Genomic DNA, 18769 nt, shown 5'->3' with positions numbered 1-18769 from the left:
GACGGCAACGCTGTCTGGGCCTCGGGGCTCGTCTTGGGTTTGCGTGGCATACATGCTCCTTGAGCTACATGTTATGCCTTACACACAAAATTTATGACAGGCCCAGCCTGTAATGTTCCGGCCTCAACCTTGAACCCATATTGTTTGGCAAACCGGCAAAACCACATAAGCTTGCGCTGCCGCAGCAACACCCGCGAAAGCCACCGCACCGAATGCCATCTTCAAGAACAGGTTTTTCATGATCATCTCCGTGAGAGGAGGGAGATCTGTACGTTCTCAAGGAACGTGAAAAATTGGTCTATTGAAAATCAAGGCCGTTTGCACATCTGTGCGAACGTGAGCGCGCTCACGTTTGCGGAAAATGTGAAAATTCCCCACAAAATTCTCATTCTTCGTGAGAATTTCCGCGAGTTGCTCCTCACTGTAGCGGTTCACCGAAGAACTCGGATCGGGGCAGAACCGGAGCCGCCCTTCGAGCGGGCACAACGTGAATGGCGGCTTCGCAAGTATTAAACCGCCACTCGTTGATGCACGCGGCATGACAAGTCGACGGATATAGCTTTAACGCTTGCGCTTCGGAGCATAACGCTCCCGCACGAATCCAAATTGAATCCAGCGGGGTACTCGACCTTATGACCTTCAAACTGTACCCCGCCACTCTGCTCGTGTTCGGAGTCGCCCGTCTGGTACGCGCAGCACCGTTGTTTCTAAGGAGGGGAGTAATGCGGAAGTGGCGAAGCCTGACAGCGATTTACAGGCCCAAGCCTTTGAAGGCCCTTTTCGTGCGCGGAGAGAAATCGATGCCGTTCTTGATGCGCGCGACTTCGGCCTGAGTGAAATTCGTCGGGTGAGGCTTGAAAACCCCGTTAATCACATGAGCAACAATGTCTGCCACCGAGTAAATCCGCAGATCGCCATAAAAAACGTAGCTGTCTTTTTGGATAAACGGGTGGCCGCCGCTGTCAGGTGCACTAGTCCTTCGGCCGTGAGATACACGATCCTATGATCTTGGTCATCCACTTCGATGGACACCCCGACTTTAAAAATATAGTTCTTCATCGTTCGGCTCGCGGGTTTGAATGGACAAGGCAGTCGATTCACTCAACGGCTGACGCAGATCGCAGGTCAGCAGATCTTGAGCAAGGAACTGCCAAACGGCTGCGGTGGAACCGAGACGAGCGCTCGCACGTCCAACCGTCAGCAATTGCTCATCAAAGAGCGGTGCGACAGCCATCCTCGCGGCAATGCTTACTGTCTCGACTTACGTTTATTTCCCGGCCTACCAGTCGAGTTGCCTTCGGGTTTGGGCTGGTACGGACATTGTGCAAATGGCAGACGTTGATATGTGCCGGCCACATTCATTCTTCCACGCCGACTAGACGAAGGATGCCTTGTTGATGGCCGGCCTCGGCGCGCTGCGCATGCGCGGCCCTTGCCGGCCATCGAGTCTCGCCCCTAAGACGCATCGTCTCCGGGCGACCGCGATGTTTTCGTCAATCACGGTATTTGACAGAAAATCTGATGTGTCACCCTTTCCGGCGACGGCCCGCTACACTGGCTTGTACGACCAACGCCGCTGACGGAGTTTCCATGAGCACAAAAGCTACCCTATCGCACCACGTCAGTACGGCCCGCGAACCCTCCTGGCATTTCTACGAGGAAGTGTTCGAAGCGGGCGTGGTCTATCTGGAGCTGCGTGGCGTCAGCGTGGAGTTGTCGACGCTGGAAAAGGGCGGCGCTGTCGTGACGATTCGCCTGCCTGTCGCGACAGCCGAACAGCTTGGCCTGCACACGCAAGTCCACGCCGAGCGGTGGGCGCGGATCTGTGATGAGGACAAGCCATGACGTGCAAGAATCTCGAGCTGGCCGACCTGCTCGCGCAATGCGATCCGTCCGCGCCCTAAGCGGGCGGAAAATGGTTGACGTGCACCGGTCGGCCGCCAGCTCGGAGCGCCGGTGATGACCGACGAAGATCAGAGCGATATCGGTAAATTCAGCCCGGTAGGGCATACGCTAGCCGATACGACCCGCCCGCTCAGCAGACCTGAGGTGAAAGCGGCATACGATGCGTATCGCATGGCGGATCTGGCCGCCTTGCGAAAAGTTCCGGTGCATGTACACAACGGCCGCCGGTATTACGTGCGCCTGTCCGAGATTCCCGCGCCGTGGCAGGACGCGTTTCGCGCTGCGCTGCGCGGCTCGTGTTGTCCCGCGATCGACGGCGAGGGCGAATGCGCTTTTGAGTGGGACTGGTCCGACTGGCTGCACGGGCGCCTGCCGCACGGTTGACCCGATTCGGTGTCACCCTTTGCCGGAACCATGCACATCTGTCGGGAGGACATTCGTGACTGTCGCCGAACTTATCGAGATTCTGCGCGCGCTGCCGGCGTCGGCGAGCGTCATCGTGCAGGGCTACGAAAGTGGCTTTAACGATGCGATCTGCGCGGCTAGATGGTCTGTCACACTCGCAGTGACATGGGGCGCAGGTTGCGTCTGACGCGGGACGTCCTATCCTTCACCTCAGATCCCACCATTGAACACAGGACATTCGAGCGACGGGAGAACTTCATGCGCAAGCCTCTACAGGCGGCCGCTATGTTTATGGCACTTGCCCTCAGCGGGAACGCAATAGCCGATCCGAACATCGAGAGCTCCGGCACTCAACGGTCTGGTTCCGGAGCGAATTTTGAAAGCTACCCGGCAAGCTCTCCGCAGGCAAGTAAGACTGGCAATGACGGGAACGTGGTAACTCCGGATGCCCCTGCTTTACGGGATTCATTCCGTCCCACCGAGGCAGTTGCTCTGTGCCGACTGGACAGATCGGTAAGTCAAGTGAACGCCGCTGGCGTCGGACGTATGATCGGCAACGATGACGACGCAAGGGACAACATCGAAAACGGCCTGCCCGCCCTCCATCCACCGATCCCCGACACGGCGACAACACTCTCCACTGCGTTCGCCCCGCCTCGCGTTGTCTCCGATGCCGCAGCCAGTCTCACCGGTGGCTGGCTAAGCACCGGCCAGTATGCACTCACGTTCGTCTTGACCGGCCGGAATTGACGCTACCCCGCTTTGTCGGTCGAGATTATTCATATATCGAATCTGACTTGCGACTTAGATCGACTGAACCAGTGACTATGTGGCCACGTTGAATGGTTGCTGGTCTAGCGACACCGTCTCAACGATTGCCTCGAACTCGACCGTAAGGTCGGGTTGTCGCTGCCGCAGGTACTGTCGGGCTGAATCATTTTCAAGCATCTTGGCTAAATAGCCCTTTGCGAGAACGAGATTGAGCACGTCTTGCCCGTACGTCTGCTCGACAAGTTTGTACTGCGCTTGCAGGTTGCTCATCTCCCGTTCCATCTTCGCCATCTGTTCCGGACTGACGCCGGTCAGCTTCGGCGGCTTCTTGCCATCGACGAGGCGAGCTGCGGGCGTCGCCACGAGTAGCGCTTCGGCATAGGACACGGTCACATTGTTGGCCGCGATCATGAGCTCCACACATTCGACCTGTCGCGTCGGCTTCATTTTTCGGACTGCTCGGGCCAGTTCGGCCGAAAACTGCCGATCCTTCAAAAGCTCAGCAGCCTCGGGGCATACGCCGTCGAGCAACGACATTTTCTTCAGAATCTGGGACACGTCGACACCGAGGGCCTTCGCCAGTCGCTCCGGCGAGACCCCGCGCTCAACAACGCGCCGGATCATGTAGTGCTCCTGGATTGTGGCGAGCCGATTGACGCGGTTGTTATATGCGTCAGGACACGTGTGCGCATTCCCTGTGCAGAACCTCAAGTTAAGGCTGATCAACCATTTTGCCGATGTCGGAAAATGGTTGATCGGCTCGAGGGCTGGCAAACGGCAACGCGCCGGTCCGAAAATCGCTGCGGCGAATAACCCTTAGATTCACCGCAAATTCTGCGGAGAATAACTTGCGGATACGGAGATTGCGCCGCATAATCTCCGCATGAAAAGCGGAGATTGGACCTATATCTGGCAGGACCCTGATTGGCCGGAATGGCGGTACGACTTGCCGCGGCTCGCCTCTGCACTGACGGACGTGTCACAGGCGCAGGGCGTGCTGCTAGGCCGTTTGGCCGATGTCGGCGTGGCCCTGCGCGACCAGGCCAGCCTTGCTGCGCTCACCGAAGACGTACTGAAAACGAGTGAGATCGAGGGTGAACGGCTCAACGCGCAATCGGTACGATCTTCGATCGCGCGTCGCCTCGGGGTGGATATAGGGGCGCTTGCGCCCGTCGATCGTCACGTCGAAGGCGTGGTCGAAATGGTGCTGGACGCCACGATCAGCTGCGCCGGTCCGGTGACTGCTGAGCGGCTGTTCGCGTGGCACGCGGCGTTGTTTCCGACCGGTTTCAGCGGTATGTCTCGGATCGAGGTCGGCACATGGCGCGGCGACGCCAACGGCCCCATGCAGGTCGTGTCAGGGCCAATCGGCCGGCAACGCGTTCATTTCGAGGCCCCGCCTGCCAGTTGTCTAAACGAGGAGATGGCGCGCTTCCTCGAGTGGATCAATGACGATTCAGATCAGCCTGCGCTAATCAAGGCAGGACTCGCTCACCTCTGGTTTGTGACGCTGCATCCGTTCGACGATGGCAATGGCCGCATCGCGCGAGCGATCGGAGACTTGCTGCTCGCCCGCGCTGATGGCAGTCCGCAACGTTTCTACAGCCTCTCCGCGCAAATCCAGCGAGAGCGCAGCGCCTACTATGACGTTCTCGAACGCACGCAGAAAGGCTCGCTCGATATCACTGAGTGGCTGCTTTGGTTTTTGGAGATCCTAAATCGGGCAGTGGGAAACGCGCAGCAAACAGTCGACGCAGTGCTCGCTAAGACGCGCTTCTGGCAGCGCTGGGCGGGGACGCCTTTGAACGAGCGACAGGTGAAACTGCTTAATCGGCTGTTGGATGGCTTCGAAGGAAAGCTGACAAGCAGTAAATGGGCCGCGATTGCGAAGTGCTCGCCCGATACTGCCTTGCGTGATATCGGCGAACTTGTCGGGCTTGGCGCATTGCGTAAATCCGCCGCCAGTGGCCGAAGTACGGCGTACGAGTTGATTAATTGACGCCTACCTCGCAACGTGAACCCGGCGCCGCCGGGTTCGTTGATCACACCGAGGTTCAGCCCGCAAGCGTGATAACAAGCTTTCCGCGCTGAACCTCGACACGAATGCGGCTGTTGATTTCAAAACCTGCCTTCTCAAGCCATCGTCCCGCCAGACGAATCCACGGCGCGGGCGGCAAATCATTACGTGGCCGATAGAAGTCGTGAACACTTCGGATCGGTCTCGGCCGTCTTTGTGACGAAATCGTCACGAAGCGTTCGGAAACAGGTGCAACTGTCTTATGATTGGCGTCAGCCATGATCAACTCCCACGTGAGTTGGTTGTGGTCAGCGGGCAGTATGGGTTGCCGCCCATACTGCCCGCGCTTCTTTTCCTTCCTGATGTTCTCAGTCGCTGAACTTCTCGACGCGACCGATGACACTTACTAAGTCATCCAATATATTTTCACGTAGTGAAAATCCGCAAACAATATGCCGAATGGCCATCAGGTAACGAAATCAGCCCGCCTTTTTGCGTTGGGTCAAACCGCCCTTGACGGAGAGACCCGAAACCCCACTCACTCCCCACTCACCCGCAACCCCGCCACCGCCCCCCGCAACGCCGTCCTCAACCCTTCCTCAACCACCGGGTGATAGAAAGGCATCTCCAGCATCGCATCGACGGTGAGCTTCATCTGCAGCGCCCACGCCAGCAGGTGCGCGATATGTTCAGCATCCGGCCCGATCCACTCCGCGCCGACAAACTGCCTCGTGACCTTGTCGACATAGACATGCATCAACCCGCGATTGCGCAACATGATCCGGCTACGTCCCTGGTCTTCAAAACTAACCTCACCGACCACAAACGAATCAGGCACCAGGTCAGCAAACCGTGACCCAACCATCGCCACACCCGGATCCGAAAACACCACCGAAATCGGAGCGCGCCGCACCAACGGCACAACATCCGGAAACTTCGCAGCATTCGTCCCAGCCGACCTACCTTCATCAGCAGCCTCATGCAGCAACGGCAGCACGCCATTCACATCCCCAGCAATAAACACAGGATGCGTACCAGCCTGCAAAGTCAGCGGATCATAAACAGGCACGCCGTCCTTATCGAGGACCAGCGTCGTATTCTCCAGCGCCAAACCAGAAACATTAGCCCGCCGACCAGCCGTAACCAGCACATAGTCAAACGTATCCTCAACCACCTGCTCAGAACCAGAACCCGAACCAGCCCCAATCCGATACCGCATCGTCACGCTGTCACCTTCACGCGAAACAGCCTGGACCTCAGCCCGAGCCTCAAACCGAAACTCACTCGCAAACACCTTCCCGGCATAGTCCTTAACAGCAGGATCACTCAAAGGCCCAACCCGCCCCCGCGCCCCAACAACCGTCACATCCACCCCCAACCGCGAAAGCGCTTGCCCCAGTTCAAGCCCAATCACCCCAGCCCCAACCACAGCCACCTTCCGCGGCAAATCCTCCCACGCAAAAACATCGTCATTCACAATCGCCCGATCACCCAGCGCGCGATACATCTCCGGCACAAACGGCGACGACCCGGTCGCGATCACCACACTGCGCGCACGCACCCGCGTGTGATCACCGACCTGCAACAACCCGTCATCGATAAACCGCGCATAACCGATGAGCCGATCCGCTTCAGGAATCGCCTCCGTGCTCTCGACCACAAAACCCACGAACCGGTCGCGCTCACCCTTCACACGCGCCATCACCTCGCGACCATCGATACGGATCGTCCCATCGACATGCACGCCAAACGGCGCCGTCCGCGAAGCCGAATGCGCCGCTTCCGCCGCCGCGATGAGCAGCTTCGACGGCATACATCCCACGCGGGCGCAGGTCGTGCCGTACGGGCCGCCTTCGATGAGAATCGCGGACGCGCCCGCCGCCTTCGCCGCGCGGTACGCCGGCAGGCCGGCACTGCCGGCGCCAATAATCGCAACATCGGTTTGAACTGTTTTCATGACATCCTCAATTGGGTAGCGCAGCGGGCCGAAAACCGGCCACGGGTCCGACCCACAAGGCCTCGCCGCCGGCAACGACGGCCCACGCTCGCCTCAAGTAGAATCGGTTGGCATTGCATGGGCTCACTGTATGTCGGCGCGCTCCCGGCGCTAATCCTCAAACGACGCATAAACATGCTCAAGCGGCTCATATGGATCTGTTAAGTCGACTCCTTTCCCTGATGCCCGTCACCGGACGCCTCGACGTGCGCTGCCACTTCGGCGCGCCGTGGGCGATCGTCAAGGAGAAGTCGGGCGTCCGCGAGATCCCGTATCACGTGCTGCTGTCGGGCAACGCCATCGTCGAAGACGGCGTCGGTCCGCCCGAGCGGCTCGTGCCCGGCGACATCATCGTGTTTCCGGCCGGCGACGCCCACCGCATCCACGATGGCAGCGGCGAGACGCCGAGCCCCATGGCGCCGCGCCAGGGGCTCTCGTCGATGGTCCTCGAGAACGGCGGCGCCGGTGCCTCCGCCGACGTCCTCTGCGGCCGCTTTCTGCTCGGCGCCGTCCCCGACCGGCTGCTGCGCGACCATTTGCCCGGACGCCTGATCGTCCGCAGTGCGGGCCCGGGCAACGGTAAGGGCAGCGGCGATAACAGCGAAGGTGGGTCGTCCACGGCGGCCTCGCGTCTCACGCGCCTGATCGAGCTGATGCGAGAAGAAGCCACCGACGACGGCCCCGGCAGCGAGACGCTCGTGAGCCATCTCTCGGCGGCGTTGTTCGCGCTGACCTTGCGTTTCGCGAGCGAGCTTTCCGCACCACCGCACGGTCTGCTCGCGCTCGCTGGCCGGCCGCGTCTGCAGGCGGCGGTCTCGGCGATGTTCGAGACGCCCGGCGAGCCGTGGACGCTCGATCAACTCGCGTCGCTCTGCAACATGTCGCGCGCCACGTTCGTCCGGCAGTTCCAGGAAGCCATCGGCCGCTCCGCCACGGACGTGCTCACCGAAGTGCGCATGACGATCGCCGGCCGCACGCTGCTGCAAACCACAACGCCCGTCGCCGAGATCGGCGAGATAGTGGGCTATCAATCGGAAGCCGCTTTCCAGCGCGTTTTCAAACGCCACATCGGCGTGACGCCGGCGCGCTGGCGCGCCTCCGGCGGCAACATCCGCGCGGAATAAACGACGGCCCTGCGCGGGCCGTCGTCGTTCACCTTTCCCCTTCCCCTGACCGACACACGCCGCGCCTTCGCGCGCGCACGTCTGTCATATCGCGTCTTCTCGTCTTATCAATCACACGAAACGGCAATGAGCCGAATGAGCATTTTGATGAGCCGTCACGCTATTAACGATCGGGGGGCCGACTCTTATAGTTCAGTCACCCCGTCGCCGACGGCAACTTTTTTAAAGGTAGCAACATCATGAAACGCATTCACCAAGCTCTTGTCCTCGCAGCCGCTCTTGCCCTGCCGCTCGCCAGCCACGCCGAATCGACCGTCACCCGCGCACAGGTTCGCGCTCAACTGGTCGCAGCAGAACAGGCCGGCACGTATCCGATGAGCGACGCGCATTATCCGGACCTCGCACTGAACCGCCCGGTTGCACGCAAGTCGCAAGACGAATCGTATGGCCCTTCGACCCACGGCAGCTCCGCATCGGGTTTCCGCTCGCTGCGCACGCACTTGGTCGCAACGCACGACGCATCGCTCGACGATGTCTACCGCGGTCAATAAGCCCAACCGCGGAAACGGATGTCGATTTTCCACCGGTCGCGGTCTGAACCTCGGGTGCTGCCCGAACGCTATCTGTAATCGAAGGAGTTAAACATCATGTCTTCAGTCACGATCTACTCAACACCGACGTGCCCGTACTGTCTTGCTGCGAAGGAGCTACTGCGCAGCAAAGGGGTGGCGTTCAACGAAATCAGCATCGAAGGCGACCGTGACGCGGCCGTCGCGCTGGCAAAGAAAACCGGACGACGCACCGTTCCGCAGATCTACATCGGCGCAACACATGTCGGTGGATTCGATGATCTGTCGGAGCTGAACGAGAACGGCCGTCTCGACGCGCTGCTTCGTCGCGAAGCAGCGCTTTCGTGATGTGCGCAAGTGGCGGTCAGGAAATCGAGCCTGACCGTATTTTTTGAAGCCCACGCGAAACGCGACGGGCTTATTCAAGTATCTGCCGACCAAACCGTTTTGAACGCAATGTGCCTTCGCTAAAGGCGCTTTGACGCCAGAGCGAAGGCACCGCATCAATCAACGCAAGGGCAGACAGATATCCGTAAGCAGTTCAGAAGGCGGCGTGTCCTTCGGATTGTTCAGATACTCCTCGAAGCACGGCGCGTCGGCGGCTTCGCGGCCTGACTGCACGAGCCACACGCCATAAAGCCATTGATAAGCGGCCTGCATGTCACCGTACGGCCCTTTGTGGCGCAGCACCGCGTATTCACCGGCCGGTATCGACGTCATGCTCACTGGCGCTGAAATCTCAACCCGACGCGGCAACACCACGCCGGCACGCGATCGCAACTCCGCTTCTGGCACAACCCCGGGATCGTCATAGAAGATGCCGACCATCCGCATCTCCGGTGAGAAAAGCCCGCGCGCAGCGATCCATCCGACCAACGTATCGAACGCCTTGCCGATCTGCATGTACGAGCCGGTATGTTCGACGGAAACCACCTCCATCGCCGGCACCTCGCGAATCACTACGTCTCGCATCACCATTTGATCGCCTCCTGATCCAGCCGGCCTGAACCGGCGATGAGTGCCCGCCTTGCGAAACTGCGCGGGCGGCATGCCAAACACCGCGCTGAACGTCCGCGTGAACGACTGCAAGCTGCTATATCCCGACCGCTCCGCGATCTCGGCAATCGGCATCGACCCATTCGCCAGATAACCGGCGGCACGATGCAGCCGCAGCCGCCGCACGGTCGTCGCTACGGTTTCGCCGTACATCGCCTGATAGATGCGATGCCAGTGATACGGCGACAGACACGCAATCGCCGCCAGCCTGTCGATATCGAGCGGTTCGTCGAGGTGATCGTAAATATGATCGAGCACACGATTAAGCCGTGTTTCGTAGCGCTGGCGGCTGCCGGGATCGTTCAGGGTCATATGAATAGAGACGAAAAGGCCACGCACCGAAAATTAGCACGGACCGGTTTACCAAATCCTGCGGACCTCGCAAACGCCCGCGCGCAGTGCAAATCGCTTTATACGGTAGGCACTTAATGCCAATAAACCTGCCGATCTTTGCCGATTTTCGATAACACCTCGATTATTGGCTTCCTACTATCGGCCGATGCCTGTCTGCTCGTGGTCCGCATGGGCGGTCCACGCGAGCGGTCAAACCAGGAGATCCCGATGAAAACAGAATCGAAAGGCCAGCATGTGGGCAAGGTCACGCATCACGAGTTGAATCAGACGCTCGGTACGTGGCAACTGTGGGGCATTGCAGTCGGCCTCGTGATTTCCGGCGAATATTTCGGCTGGAGCTACGGCTGGGCCAGCGCGGGCACGCTTGGCTTCGTCATCACGGCGCTTTTCATCGCTGCGATGTACACGACGTTCATCTTCAGCTTCACTGAACTCACGACGTCGATTCCGCACGCAGGCGGCCCGTTTGCCTACGCGCGCCACGCATTCGGCCCGACAGGCGGTTATATCGCGGGTGCAGCAACATTGGTCGAATTCGTGTTTGCACCGCCCGCCATTGCCCTCGCGATCGGCGCGTATCTGCACGTGCAGTTTCCCGGTCTCGAACCGAAACACGCGGCCATGGGTGCGTATCTCGTCTTCATGGCACTGAATATCGTCGGTGTGCAGATCGCAGCGGCGTTCGAACTGTGCGTGACGCTGCTCGCGATTTTCGAGCTGCTGGTGTTCATGGGCGTCGTGTCACCGGGTTTCGAGTGGGCCAACTTCGCGAAGGGCGGCTGGTCCGGCGCGGATCACTTCAGCCTCGGCTCGTTCACCGGCATGTTCGCGGCGATTCCGTTCGCGATCTGGTTCTTCCTCGCGATTGAAGGCGTCGCAATGGCTGCCGAGGAAGCGAAAGACCCGAAGCGCTCGATCCCGATCGCGTACATCGCGGGCATCCTGACGCTCGTTGCGCTCGCAGTCGGCGTGATGGTGTTCGCGGGCGCCGCAGGCGACTGGACCAAACTCGCCAACATCAACGACCCGCTGCCGCAGGCGATGAAATTCATCGTCGGGGCGAACAGCGGCTGGATGCATATGCTCGTGTGGCTCGGCCTGTTTGGGCTTGTCGCGTCGTTCCACGGCATCATTCTTGGCTATTCACGGCAGATCTTCGCGCTGGCGCGTGCGGGTTATCTGCCTGAGTGGCTTTCGAAGGTGCATCCGCGCTTCAAGACACCGCATCGCGCGATTCTGGCGGGCGGCGTGGTCGGCATCGCAGCGATCTACAGCGACGAGCTGATCCAGTTCGGCGGCCAGACGCTGACGGCGAACATCGTGACGATGTCCGTATTTGGCGCTATTGTGATGTACATCATCAGCATGCTGTCGCTGTTCAAACTGCGACGCACGGCGCCGGACATGGAGCGGCCGTTCCGCGCGCCGATGTTCCCGTTCTTCCCGGCGTTCGCGCTGGTGGCCGCAGTGATTTCGCTGGGGACGATGGTGTATTTCAACTTTCTCGTGGCAGTCGTGTTCGCGATCTTCCTCGTGCTCGGCTACCTGTACTTTCTGTCGACGCGTCGTCAGCGCGAAATCGCACCGGCGGATGTTCTGCTCGAAGACTGACGCGACAGGCAAAGCCGCTGCTTACGCAGCGGCGCAGGAGCAACGCAGATGAGCTATACGGAGACTATCGGCAGCCGCACTTACCGGTTCGCCGATCTGAAAACCCTGATGGCGAAGGCGAGCCCGCTGCGTTCCGGCGACCAGCTCGCCGGCATCGCGGCGGCGAGCGAAGAGGAACGCGTCGCCGCGAAAATCGCGCTCGCCGCGGTGCCGTTGCGCACGTTTCTGAACGAAGTGGTGATTCCGTATGAGAGCGATGAAGTCACGCGTTTAATTATCGACGATCACTCGCCCGAAGCCTTCGCCGAAATCGCGCACCTGACCGTGGGCGATTTCCGCAACTGGTTGCTGTCGAGCACGACGGATACCGCAGCGCTTACGCGGATCACCGCGGGACTTACGCCGGAGATGGTTGCGGCGGTTTCGAAGCTGATGCGCAATCAGGACCTGATCGCGGCGGCGCGCAAGCGTCCGGTGATTACGCGCTTTCGCAACACGGTTGGTTTGCCGGGGCACATGTCGGTGCGCCTGCAACCCAATCATGCGACCGACAACGTCAAGGGCATTGCAGCCTCGATGCTCGACGGCCTGATGTACGGCTGCGGCGACGCGATGATTGGCATCAATCCCGCCACCGACAGCCTCGCTGCGATCACGATGCTGCTGCGCATGGTCGACGATTTTCGTCAGCGCTATCAGGTGCCGACGCAGTCATGCGTACTCACACACGTCACCAACACGATTGCCGCGATAGAGAAGGGTGCGCCGGTCGATCTCGTGTTCCAGTCGATTGCGGGTACGGAGAAAGCGAACTCGGGTTTTGGCATTACGCTCGCCTTGCTGCAGGAAGGGTACGAAGCGGGTTTGTCGCTTAAGCGCGGAACCGTTGGTAATAACCTGATGTATTTCGAAACCGGGCAGGGTAGCGCGCTGTCGGCGAATGCAAATCACGACGTCGATCAGCAGACGTGCGAAGTGCGCGCGTATGCGGTGGCGCGCAAGTTCAATCCGTTTCTCGTCAATACCGTGGTTGGGTTTATCGGGCCCGAGTATCTGTACGACGGCAAGCAGATTACGCGCGCGGGTCTCGAAGATCATTTCTGCGGCAAGCTGCTGGGTGTGCCGATGGGCTGCGATATCTGTTACACGAACCACGCCGAAGCCGATCAGGACGACATGGATAACCTGCTGACGCTGCTAGGCGTTGCAGGCATCAACTTCATCATGGGCGTGCCGGGCGCGGACGATGTGATGCTCAACTATCAGAGCACGTCGTTCCATGACGCCTTATACGTACGCGATGTCCTGGGCCTGCGACGCGCACCGGAATTCGAAGAATGGCTTGAGTCGATGCAGATCGCCGACACGCGAGGCGCGTTGCTGAGCGCATCCTTACGTCAGCCGCTGCTGCAAGGCGCGAAGGACTGGATGGGAGCCGACATCACATGAGTGACTTCCTCGAAAAAAATCCGTGGAATGCGTTGCGCGAATTCACCAACGCACGCATTGCGCTGGGTCGCGCCGGAAACAGCCTGCCGACGGCGCCGCTGCTTGCATTCAACCTTTCGCACGCACAGGCGCGCGACGCCGTGCATCATCCGCTCGACGTCGACGTGCTGCATGAACAGTTGCGCGCGCATGGCTTTACGTCGCTCGATGTACATAGCGCCGCGCCGGATCGCGAGCATTATCTGCGGCGGCCCGATCTTGGGCGACGTTTGGCCGATGACAGTCGTGAGGCTTTAGCGAAGGTGACGATCGAGCCACCTGAAGTGGTGTTCGTGATCGCGGATGGTTTGTCGGCATTCGCTGCGTCGCGGCAGTCGCTACCTTTGTTGCAGGCGGTATGTTCGCGACTCACGGACTGGAAAATCGGCCCCGTAGTGGTCGCACGTCAGGGAAGAGTCGCACTCGGCGACGAAATCGGTGAGCTGTTGAAAGCAAAGCTGGTGGTGATGCTGATCGGCGAGCGACCCGGGCTCAGTTCGCCCGACAGTCTCGGCATCTATCTAACCTACGCACCGAAAGTGGGTTGCAGCGATGCGCAACGCAACTGCATCTCAAACGTGCGTCCCGAAGGGCTGCCGTACGAAGCCGCCGCGCACAAGCTGCACTATCTGCTGACGCATGCGCGTCGCTTGGGTCTGACGGGCGTCGGTCTCAAAGACGACAGCGACGCATTGCTCGAACAAGCGGCGGCGACGGCGGCCGTTCCAGCGCCGCCATCCACCTGAGTTAAACAGAATCAGGCATCCGCGCGATCAACCGGATGCCTTTCGAGCCACGCATTCTCTGCATCTTCAAACAGACGCGACCGCGTCAGAAAACGCATCCCCGTCGGCCGTTCGAGCGAGAACATACCGCCATTTCCGGGCACGACGTCGATGATCAGCTGCGTGTGCTGCCAGTACTCGAACTGCGATTCGCTCATATAGAACGGCACGCCGGCAATCAAACCGAGCCGCACATCCGATCCGCCGACCACAAACTCGGAAGCAGGAAAGCACATCGGCGCACTGCCGTCGCAACAACCGCCTGATTGATGAAAGAGGATCGGGCCATGTTCTGCACCGAGCTGTTGAATCAACGCTTCTGCCGCGGGTGTTGCGATCACGCGTGCTACACCATCCTCAACCATGACGTTTCTCCAGTGAAAAAAGGGCGAACCGCAACCATGCGGCTCGCCCGCAGGAGCGTCGAGCTCAGAAGAAGCCCAGCGGCTTCTCGCTGTAGCTGACGAGGAGATTCTTGGTTTGCTGATAGTGGTCCAGCATCATCTTGTGATTCTCGCGACCGATGCCCGACTGCTTGTAGCCGCCGAATGCTGCGTGCGCCGGATACGCGTGATAGCAGTTAGTCCACACACGTCCGGCCTGAATCTGCCGGCCGAAGCGATACGCGCGCGTGCCATCGCGTGTCCAGACACCTGCGCCGAGCCCGTAAAGCGTGTCGTTGGCGATTTCCAGGGCTTCGTCTTCGTTCTTGAACGTGGTGACTGAAACCACAGGTCCGAAGATTTCTTCCTGGAAGATGCGCATCTTGTTGTGGCCTTTGAACACCGTCGGCTTCACGTAATAGCCTTTGCTCAATTCGCCGCTGAGCGAGTTACGTTCGCCTCCGATCAAACACTGGGCGCCCTCCTGCTTGCCGAGATCGACATACGACAGGATCTTTTCCAGCTGTTCCTGTGAAGCCTGCGCACCGATCATCGTCTTCGTATCGAGCGGATGGCCCTGCGTGATCGCAGCGACACGCTTGAGCGCACGTTCCATGAAGCGGTCATAGATCTTTTCATCGACCAGCACGCGCGACGGACACGTACACACTTCGCCCTGATTCAGCGCGAACATCGCGAAGCCTTCGAGCGCCTTGTCGAAATAGCTGTCGTCGTGATCCATCACATCGGCGAAGAAAATGTTCGGGCTCTTGCCACCGAGTTCAAGCGTCACCGGGATGATGTTCTGGCTCGCGTACTGCATGATGAGACGGCCAGTTGTGGTTTCACCTGTGAACGCAATCTTCGCGATGCGCTTGTTCGAAGCCAGCGGCTTGCCCGCTTCGAGACCAAAGCCGTTCACAACATTCAACACGCCGGGCGGCAGCAGATCCTGAATCAGTTCGACCAGTACGAGAATCGAGGCGGGTGTCTGCTCGGCCGGCTTGAGCACCACGCAGTTGCCCGCCGCGAGTGCGGGCGCAAGCTTCCATACCGCCATCAGGATCGGGAAATTCCACGGAATGATCTGACCGACGACGCCTAGCGGCTCATGAAAGTGATACGCAACGGTGTCTTCGTCGATCTGGGAAATCGAGCCTTCCTGCGCACGCGCGCAGCCCGCGAAATAGCGGAAGTGATCAATGGCGAGCGGAATGTCGGCGGCCATCGTTTCGCGTAGCGGCTTGCCGTTGTCGATCGTCTCGGCGACGGCGATGCGTTGCAGGTTCGCCTCCATGCGATCGGCGATACGGTTGAGGATGTTCGCGCGTTCGGTCGTCGACGTTTTGCCCCACGCGGTTTTCGCACGATGTGCGGCGTCGAGCGCGAGTTCGATATCGGCTTCGCGTGAGCGGGGAATCGATGTGAACGGCTCGCCCGTGATCGGCGAGATGTTGTCGAAGTACTCGCCGCCAACGGGCTTCACCCACTCGCCGCCGATGAAGTTTGCATACTGCTTCTTGTACGGGAATTCGGTGGTCAGGAACTGCATCTCTGCATGGTTCATCTGTGTGCTCCTCACATGTGTGTGATGGTTTATCGTCGGTGCGCTGGATTGCTGGCCGCGAGTCGAATACGCCAGAAGCGTGCCAGTGAGACGATCGACGTGATTCATGCGTGTGCAAGGGGACTGCGACGGTACATCCGACCTGCCACGCACATTGCGAGCAAAATCGCCGCGCCAGTTCTGAACAGACGCCGGGACACCTGTTCAGGACTTGAACAACGCGTGTGTTCGTCTCGTGGCACATGCCTGGCAGCACAAACGGCACGGGATTTGCGTTCTAATTGCGATTCCCCATTCGCGGCAGATCCGATATGACGCGTCATCTCTCACCCGCCGGTCTGGAAGACGACTCAGGCGCAGCCCTCACACTCGATGAAACCCTTCGCGTGCACACCTGCATTGCGCACGATGCCGACGAGCAGGCGCGCAATCTCCATGGCTGGACGCAGACCTACGATCAGCTTACAGGGGGTAGCTTCATCGGCACGCTGACGGAGCTGTCGCTCGATCACATGCATGTGTTCTGTGAGACGACGAGTCACACGCTGCGGCAAACGTGCGAAGTGCCGTCTGACGCGTACTGGTTTGGGATTCCCGTGCAGCGCGATGTGACGGGACGCATCGATGCCAACGTTATCGCTGACGATGCGATGGCGTTTCGTCCGGGCGGCATCGAATTCGAGTTGATCACGCCCGCGGGCTACGAGATTTTCGGCGTGGTGGTGAAGCGTGAGGTACTGCGGCGTTATGCGGCCGAAGTCGAGCACCTTCGGCTTATCGATCATCTGCCGGAGACGGAAGTCGTAGCAATCGGCGAGGCGCATAAAGCGCGGCTGTGCGCGTCCCTGCGCCACATTCTCGCGGATGGCGCGAGTTGCGCCACGCCGCTCACGGGTTTCGCGCGCAATGCGCTGGAATCGTCGGTGCTGGCTTCGTTGTTCGATCTCTGCGCGCAACCGCATGTCGAACCGGGCGCCATTCCGACGAAGCCGCGTCGGCAGTGGATCGTCTCCGAAGCGCGTGAGTATGTGCTGGCGAATCGCGAACGTCCGGTCGGCGTGCCGGAGTTGTGCGACCAGCTGCACGTGAGCCGCAGGACGCTGCAGTACTGCTTTCAGGACGTGCTCGGCATGGCGCCGGCCACGTATCTGCGGACGATCCGCCTCAACGGCGCACGGCGTGAGCTATGCGAGGCGGCGCGTGCATCGCGTTCGGTGCAGGATGTGGCCGCCGCGTGGGGCTTCTGGCATCTGAGCCAGTTCGCGACGGACTATCGGAAGCTCTTCGGCAAGCGTCCGTCGGATACGTTGAAGGAGGCGGCTTTGGGCCGTAGCGAAGCCGATGCGTTGAATGCCAGCCGGGAGGCAACAGCAACGCATTGAACCGAAGCGAACGAACGGAAACGCGCCACAGCGCGCCCGTTCATCGCCAGTGAATTGCGGGTGTAGCCCGCTCTCACGCTCCAGACGCAGGATCCGGCGCGTACTGCAACGACCCAGGCGTTGTCAGCGTCTCGCCCGTCTCAAGCAGCGTCTTGAGCCCGGAGAGAATCATTGGCCATCCACCGTACAACTCGGGGTTGGCCTCATCACGCAACTGATCGTGCGTAACCGTCAGCCGGCACGAATCAGCGATCTGCTGGATCTCCCACGTCACACGCGACGTGCCCTCGCTTTTCACGTCGTCGCTCCACAGCGCGCGGAAGCTCTGCACAAGACGCTTCGGCGGATCGACCTCCAGGTTCTCGCCTTCAAGAATTGCACTGTGAGCCGGGAAGCCCACTGTCGGCTGGCCGCCGCTCACGCCTTCGTAGCGCGAACCGGGCGTCCAGTCCGAACTGACGAGCAGGCCAAACGTGTACTTCGCCCGCATCTCCTTGTTAGTGATCGCTTCCCACAGGCGTTCCGGCGTCGTCTTGATGTAAATCTCAAACACTTTTTCCATCGTCCTGTCCTCCAGTTGGTGTTTCAGCTCGCTCAGGGTCGAGGCCCACGGCGCGGCGTACTTGCTCACCCAGCGGTCGTAAATGAGCTGGATCGGGACGACGTTCAGAAAGTGCCGCTTCTCGCGCCCCTGACGACGGGCGACGACAAGCCCTGCCTCTTCCAGCAGCTTCAGGTGTTTCATGACGCCAAAACGCGTCATCGGCAGCCGCGCTTCGAGTGCGCTCAACGTCTGCCCGTCTTCCTTGAACAGTTCGTCGAGCAGGCTGCGACGCGTCGGGTCGGCCAGTGCTCTAAATACGTCATCCATGTTTCGTACAATAGGTGACCATATGGTCACATGTCAAGGTGTCCTGTATTGGCCGAAACGCGATTCTTCCGGCGAAATGTGGTCTATTTGTGGTCTATTACGGAGAACGCGGCGTCGCGGCGGGCGAAACCGGTCGGACGGAAAGCGTTTCGTGCGACACTGCCGGGCTTTCGATATAACGCACCACGAAATCCGCGCTGCTCCAGGCTTCGCACACGTGGCAAGCCTCAACAGACAGCCGGATCAGGCGGGAGAATCAACGATGTTTACGTGCAGAAACCAGTCATGCGGCGCCCAGTGGGAACTGTCCGATGTTCTGATCAAGAATGAAGGGCAAGGGCTCTTGTTCCGCTGCCCGATGTGCGGCGCGCGCAATTACGTCGAGCGCTTCGACGCCGACGACGGGACGATCGTCTACGAGCAGATCGAAGGCCGTCCGCTCTCGTAAGCCAGCGCACGCTCATCGCCCCTTCACTGACCAGACA

Annotated in this window: 21 protein-coding genes and 1 pseudogene; 13 read left to right on the top strand and 9 right to left on the bottom strand. The window is 59.9% G+C overall.

Translation table 11 applies throughout. The annotated features are described in order from the left end of the window. Positions 1-751: 751 nt before the first annotated feature. Both P3T21_RS06860 and P3T21_RS06855 read right to left on the bottom strand, forming a co-directional pair. Complete coding sequence (locus P3T21_RS06860; RefSeq protein WP_429255151.1) at positions 752-895, bottom strand: hypothetical protein; 144 nt, start codon at positions 893-895, stop codon at positions 752-754. 144 nt (positions 896-1039) lie between these two features. After that, positions 1040-1234, bottom strand: coding sequence for a hypothetical protein (locus P3T21_RS06855; RefSeq protein ID WP_429255150.1), 195 nt, complete (start codon positions 1232-1234; stop codon positions 1040-1042). Between the two features lie 356 nt (positions 1235-1590). Between P3T21_RS06855 and P3T21_RS06850 the strand changes: the two genes are divergently transcribed. From P3T21_RS06850 to P3T21_RS06835, 4 genes are all read left to right on the top strand, one after another. Further along, a complete protein-coding gene (locus tag P3T21_RS06850) occupies positions 1591-1845 on the top strand; it encodes a hypothetical protein (RefSeq protein ID WP_429255149.1) in 255 nt (84 codons plus the stop codon). Between the two features lie 114 nt (positions 1846-1959). Then, on the top strand, positions 1960-2289 hold the full coding sequence (locus tag P3T21_RS06845) for a hypothetical protein (RefSeq protein ID WP_429255148.1): 330 nt from the start codon (positions 1960-1962) through the stop codon (positions 2287-2289). A 55-nt stretch (positions 2290-2344) separates the two neighbouring features. Further along, on the top strand, positions 2345-2497 hold the full coding sequence (locus P3T21_RS06840) for a hypothetical protein (protein WP_429255147.1): 153 nt from the start codon (positions 2345-2347) through the stop codon (positions 2495-2497). 359 nt (positions 2498-2856) lie between these two features. Further along, positions 2857-3060 (top strand): hypothetical protein, encoded by a 204-nt coding sequence (locus tag P3T21_RS06835; protein WP_429255146.1) that lies wholly within the window; start codon positions 2857-2859, stop codon positions 3058-3060. Positions 3061-3135: 75 nt separating this feature from the next. On the opposite strand, the pseudogene P3T21_RS06830 reads toward P3T21_RS06835, so the two are convergent. After that, a pseudogene (locus P3T21_RS06830) lies at positions 3136-3750 on the bottom strand (plasmid partitioning protein RepB C-terminal domain-containing protein); the annotation flags it as partial. A gap of 214 nt (positions 3751-3964) precedes the next feature. Between P3T21_RS06830 and P3T21_RS06825 the strand changes: the two are divergent. Continuing rightward, a complete protein-coding gene (locus tag P3T21_RS06825; protein ID WP_429255145.1) occupies positions 3965-5080 on the top strand; it encodes a Fic family protein in 1116 nt (371 codons plus the stop codon). Positions 5081-5135: 55 nt separating this feature from the next. On the opposite strand, the gene P3T21_RS06820 is transcribed toward P3T21_RS06825, so the two are convergent. Both P3T21_RS06820 and P3T21_RS06815 read right to left on the bottom strand, forming a co-directional pair. After that, positions 5136-5378, bottom strand: a complete 243-nt coding sequence (locus P3T21_RS06820) for a SymE family type I addiction module toxin (protein ID WP_429255144.1) — start codon at positions 5376-5378, stop codon at positions 5136-5138. Between the two features lie 258 nt (positions 5379-5636). Then, positions 5637-7055, bottom strand: a complete 1419-nt coding sequence (locus P3T21_RS06815) for a dihydrolipoyl dehydrogenase (RefSeq protein WP_429255143.1) — start codon at positions 7053-7055, stop codon at positions 5637-5639. A gap of 191 nt (positions 7056-7246) precedes the next feature. Between P3T21_RS06815 and P3T21_RS06810 the strand changes: the two genes are divergently transcribed. The 3 genes from P3T21_RS06810 to grxC all read left to right on the top strand — a co-directional run bounded on the left by P3T21_RS06810 (position 7247) and on the right by grxC (position 9135). Beyond that, entirely contained in the window at positions 7247-8218 is a 972-nt protein-coding gene (locus P3T21_RS06810) for an AraC family transcriptional regulator (RefSeq protein WP_429255142.1), read from the top strand. Between the two features lie 239 nt (positions 8219-8457). Further along, complete coding sequence (locus P3T21_RS06805; protein ID WP_429255141.1) at positions 8458-8769, top strand: DUF4148 domain-containing protein; 312 nt, start codon at positions 8458-8460, stop codon at positions 8767-8769. 96 nt (positions 8770-8865) lie between these two features. Then, complete coding sequence (gene grxC / locus P3T21_RS06800) at positions 8866-9135, top strand: glutaredoxin 3 (RefSeq protein ID WP_429255140.1); 270 nt, start codon at positions 8866-8868, stop codon at positions 9133-9135. Positions 9136-9294: 159 nt separating this feature from the next. Here the strand turns inward: grxC and P3T21_RS06795 are convergent, their stop codons facing one another. Next, complete coding sequence (locus P3T21_RS06795; protein WP_429255139.1) at positions 9295-10155, bottom strand: AraC family transcriptional regulator; 861 nt, start codon at positions 10153-10155, stop codon at positions 9295-9297. Positions 10156-10404: 249 nt separating this feature from the next. Between P3T21_RS06795 and eat the strand changes: the two genes are divergently transcribed. The 3 genes from eat to eutC are packed head-to-tail and all read left to right on the top strand — an operon-like array spanning position 10405 to position 14042. Then, positions 10405-11808, top strand: coding sequence for an ethanolamine permease (gene eat, locus P3T21_RS06790; protein ID WP_429255138.1), 1404 nt, complete (start codon positions 10405-10407; stop codon positions 11806-11808). 48 nt (positions 11809-11856) lie between these two features. Continuing rightward, positions 11857-13257 (top strand): ethanolamine ammonia-lyase subunit EutB, encoded by a 1401-nt coding sequence (locus P3T21_RS06785; RefSeq protein ID WP_429255137.1) that lies wholly within the window; start codon positions 11857-11859, stop codon positions 13255-13257. Continuing rightward, the gene (gene eutC / locus P3T21_RS06780) at positions 13254-14042 is read left to right on the top strand and encodes an ethanolamine ammonia-lyase subunit EutC (protein WP_429255136.1); all 789 of its coding nucleotides are present in this window, start codon (positions 13254-13256) and stop codon (positions 14040-14042) included. Before P3T21_RS06785 ends, eutC begins: the two co-directional genes overlap by 4 nt. Before the next feature lie 11 nt (positions 14043-14053). Here the strand turns inward: eutC and P3T21_RS06775 are convergent, their stop codons facing one another. Continuing rightward, positions 14054-14446 (bottom strand): DUF779 domain-containing protein, encoded by a 393-nt coding sequence (locus P3T21_RS06775; RefSeq protein ID WP_429255135.1) that lies wholly within the window; start codon positions 14444-14446, stop codon positions 14054-14056. 64 nt (positions 14447-14510) lie between these two features. Beyond that, positions 14511-16031 carry an aldehyde dehydrogenase gene (gene adh / locus P3T21_RS06770; protein ID WP_429255134.1) on the bottom strand — a complete coding sequence of 507 codons (1521 nt, stop codon included), beginning with the start codon at positions 16029-16031 and terminating at the stop codon, positions 14511-14513. A 311-nt stretch (positions 16032-16342) separates the two neighbouring features. On the opposite strand from adh, the gene P3T21_RS06765 reads away from it, so the two are divergent. Further along, on the top strand, positions 16343-17413 hold the full coding sequence (locus P3T21_RS06765) for a helix-turn-helix domain-containing protein (protein WP_429255133.1): 1071 nt from the start codon (positions 16343-16345) through the stop codon (positions 17411-17413). A 73-nt stretch (positions 17414-17486) separates the two neighbouring features. On the opposite strand, the gene P3T21_RS06760 is transcribed toward P3T21_RS06765, so the two are convergent. Next, positions 17487-18284: an ArsR/SmtB family transcription factor gene (locus tag P3T21_RS06760; RefSeq protein WP_429255132.1), complete on the bottom strand. Its 798-nt coding sequence runs from the start codon at positions 18282-18284 to the stop codon at positions 17487-17489. A 262-nt stretch (positions 18285-18546) separates the two neighbouring features. Here P3T21_RS06760 and P3T21_RS06755 point away from each other — a divergent pair, with 262 nt between their 5' ends. Beyond that, positions 18547-18732 (top strand): hypothetical protein, encoded by a 186-nt coding sequence (locus P3T21_RS06755; protein ID WP_429255131.1) that lies wholly within the window; start codon positions 18547-18549, stop codon positions 18730-18732. Positions 18733-18769 lie beyond the last annotated feature (37 nt).

Source organism: Paraburkholderia sp. GAS334, from assembly GCF_050436625.1.
Classification (GTDB): domain Bacteria; phylum Pseudomonadota; class Gammaproteobacteria; order Burkholderiales; family Burkholderiaceae; genus Paraburkholderia.
The sequence above is the reverse complement of the archived record's forward strand: the minus strand, read 5'-3'. Positions and strand labels throughout refer to the sequence as shown.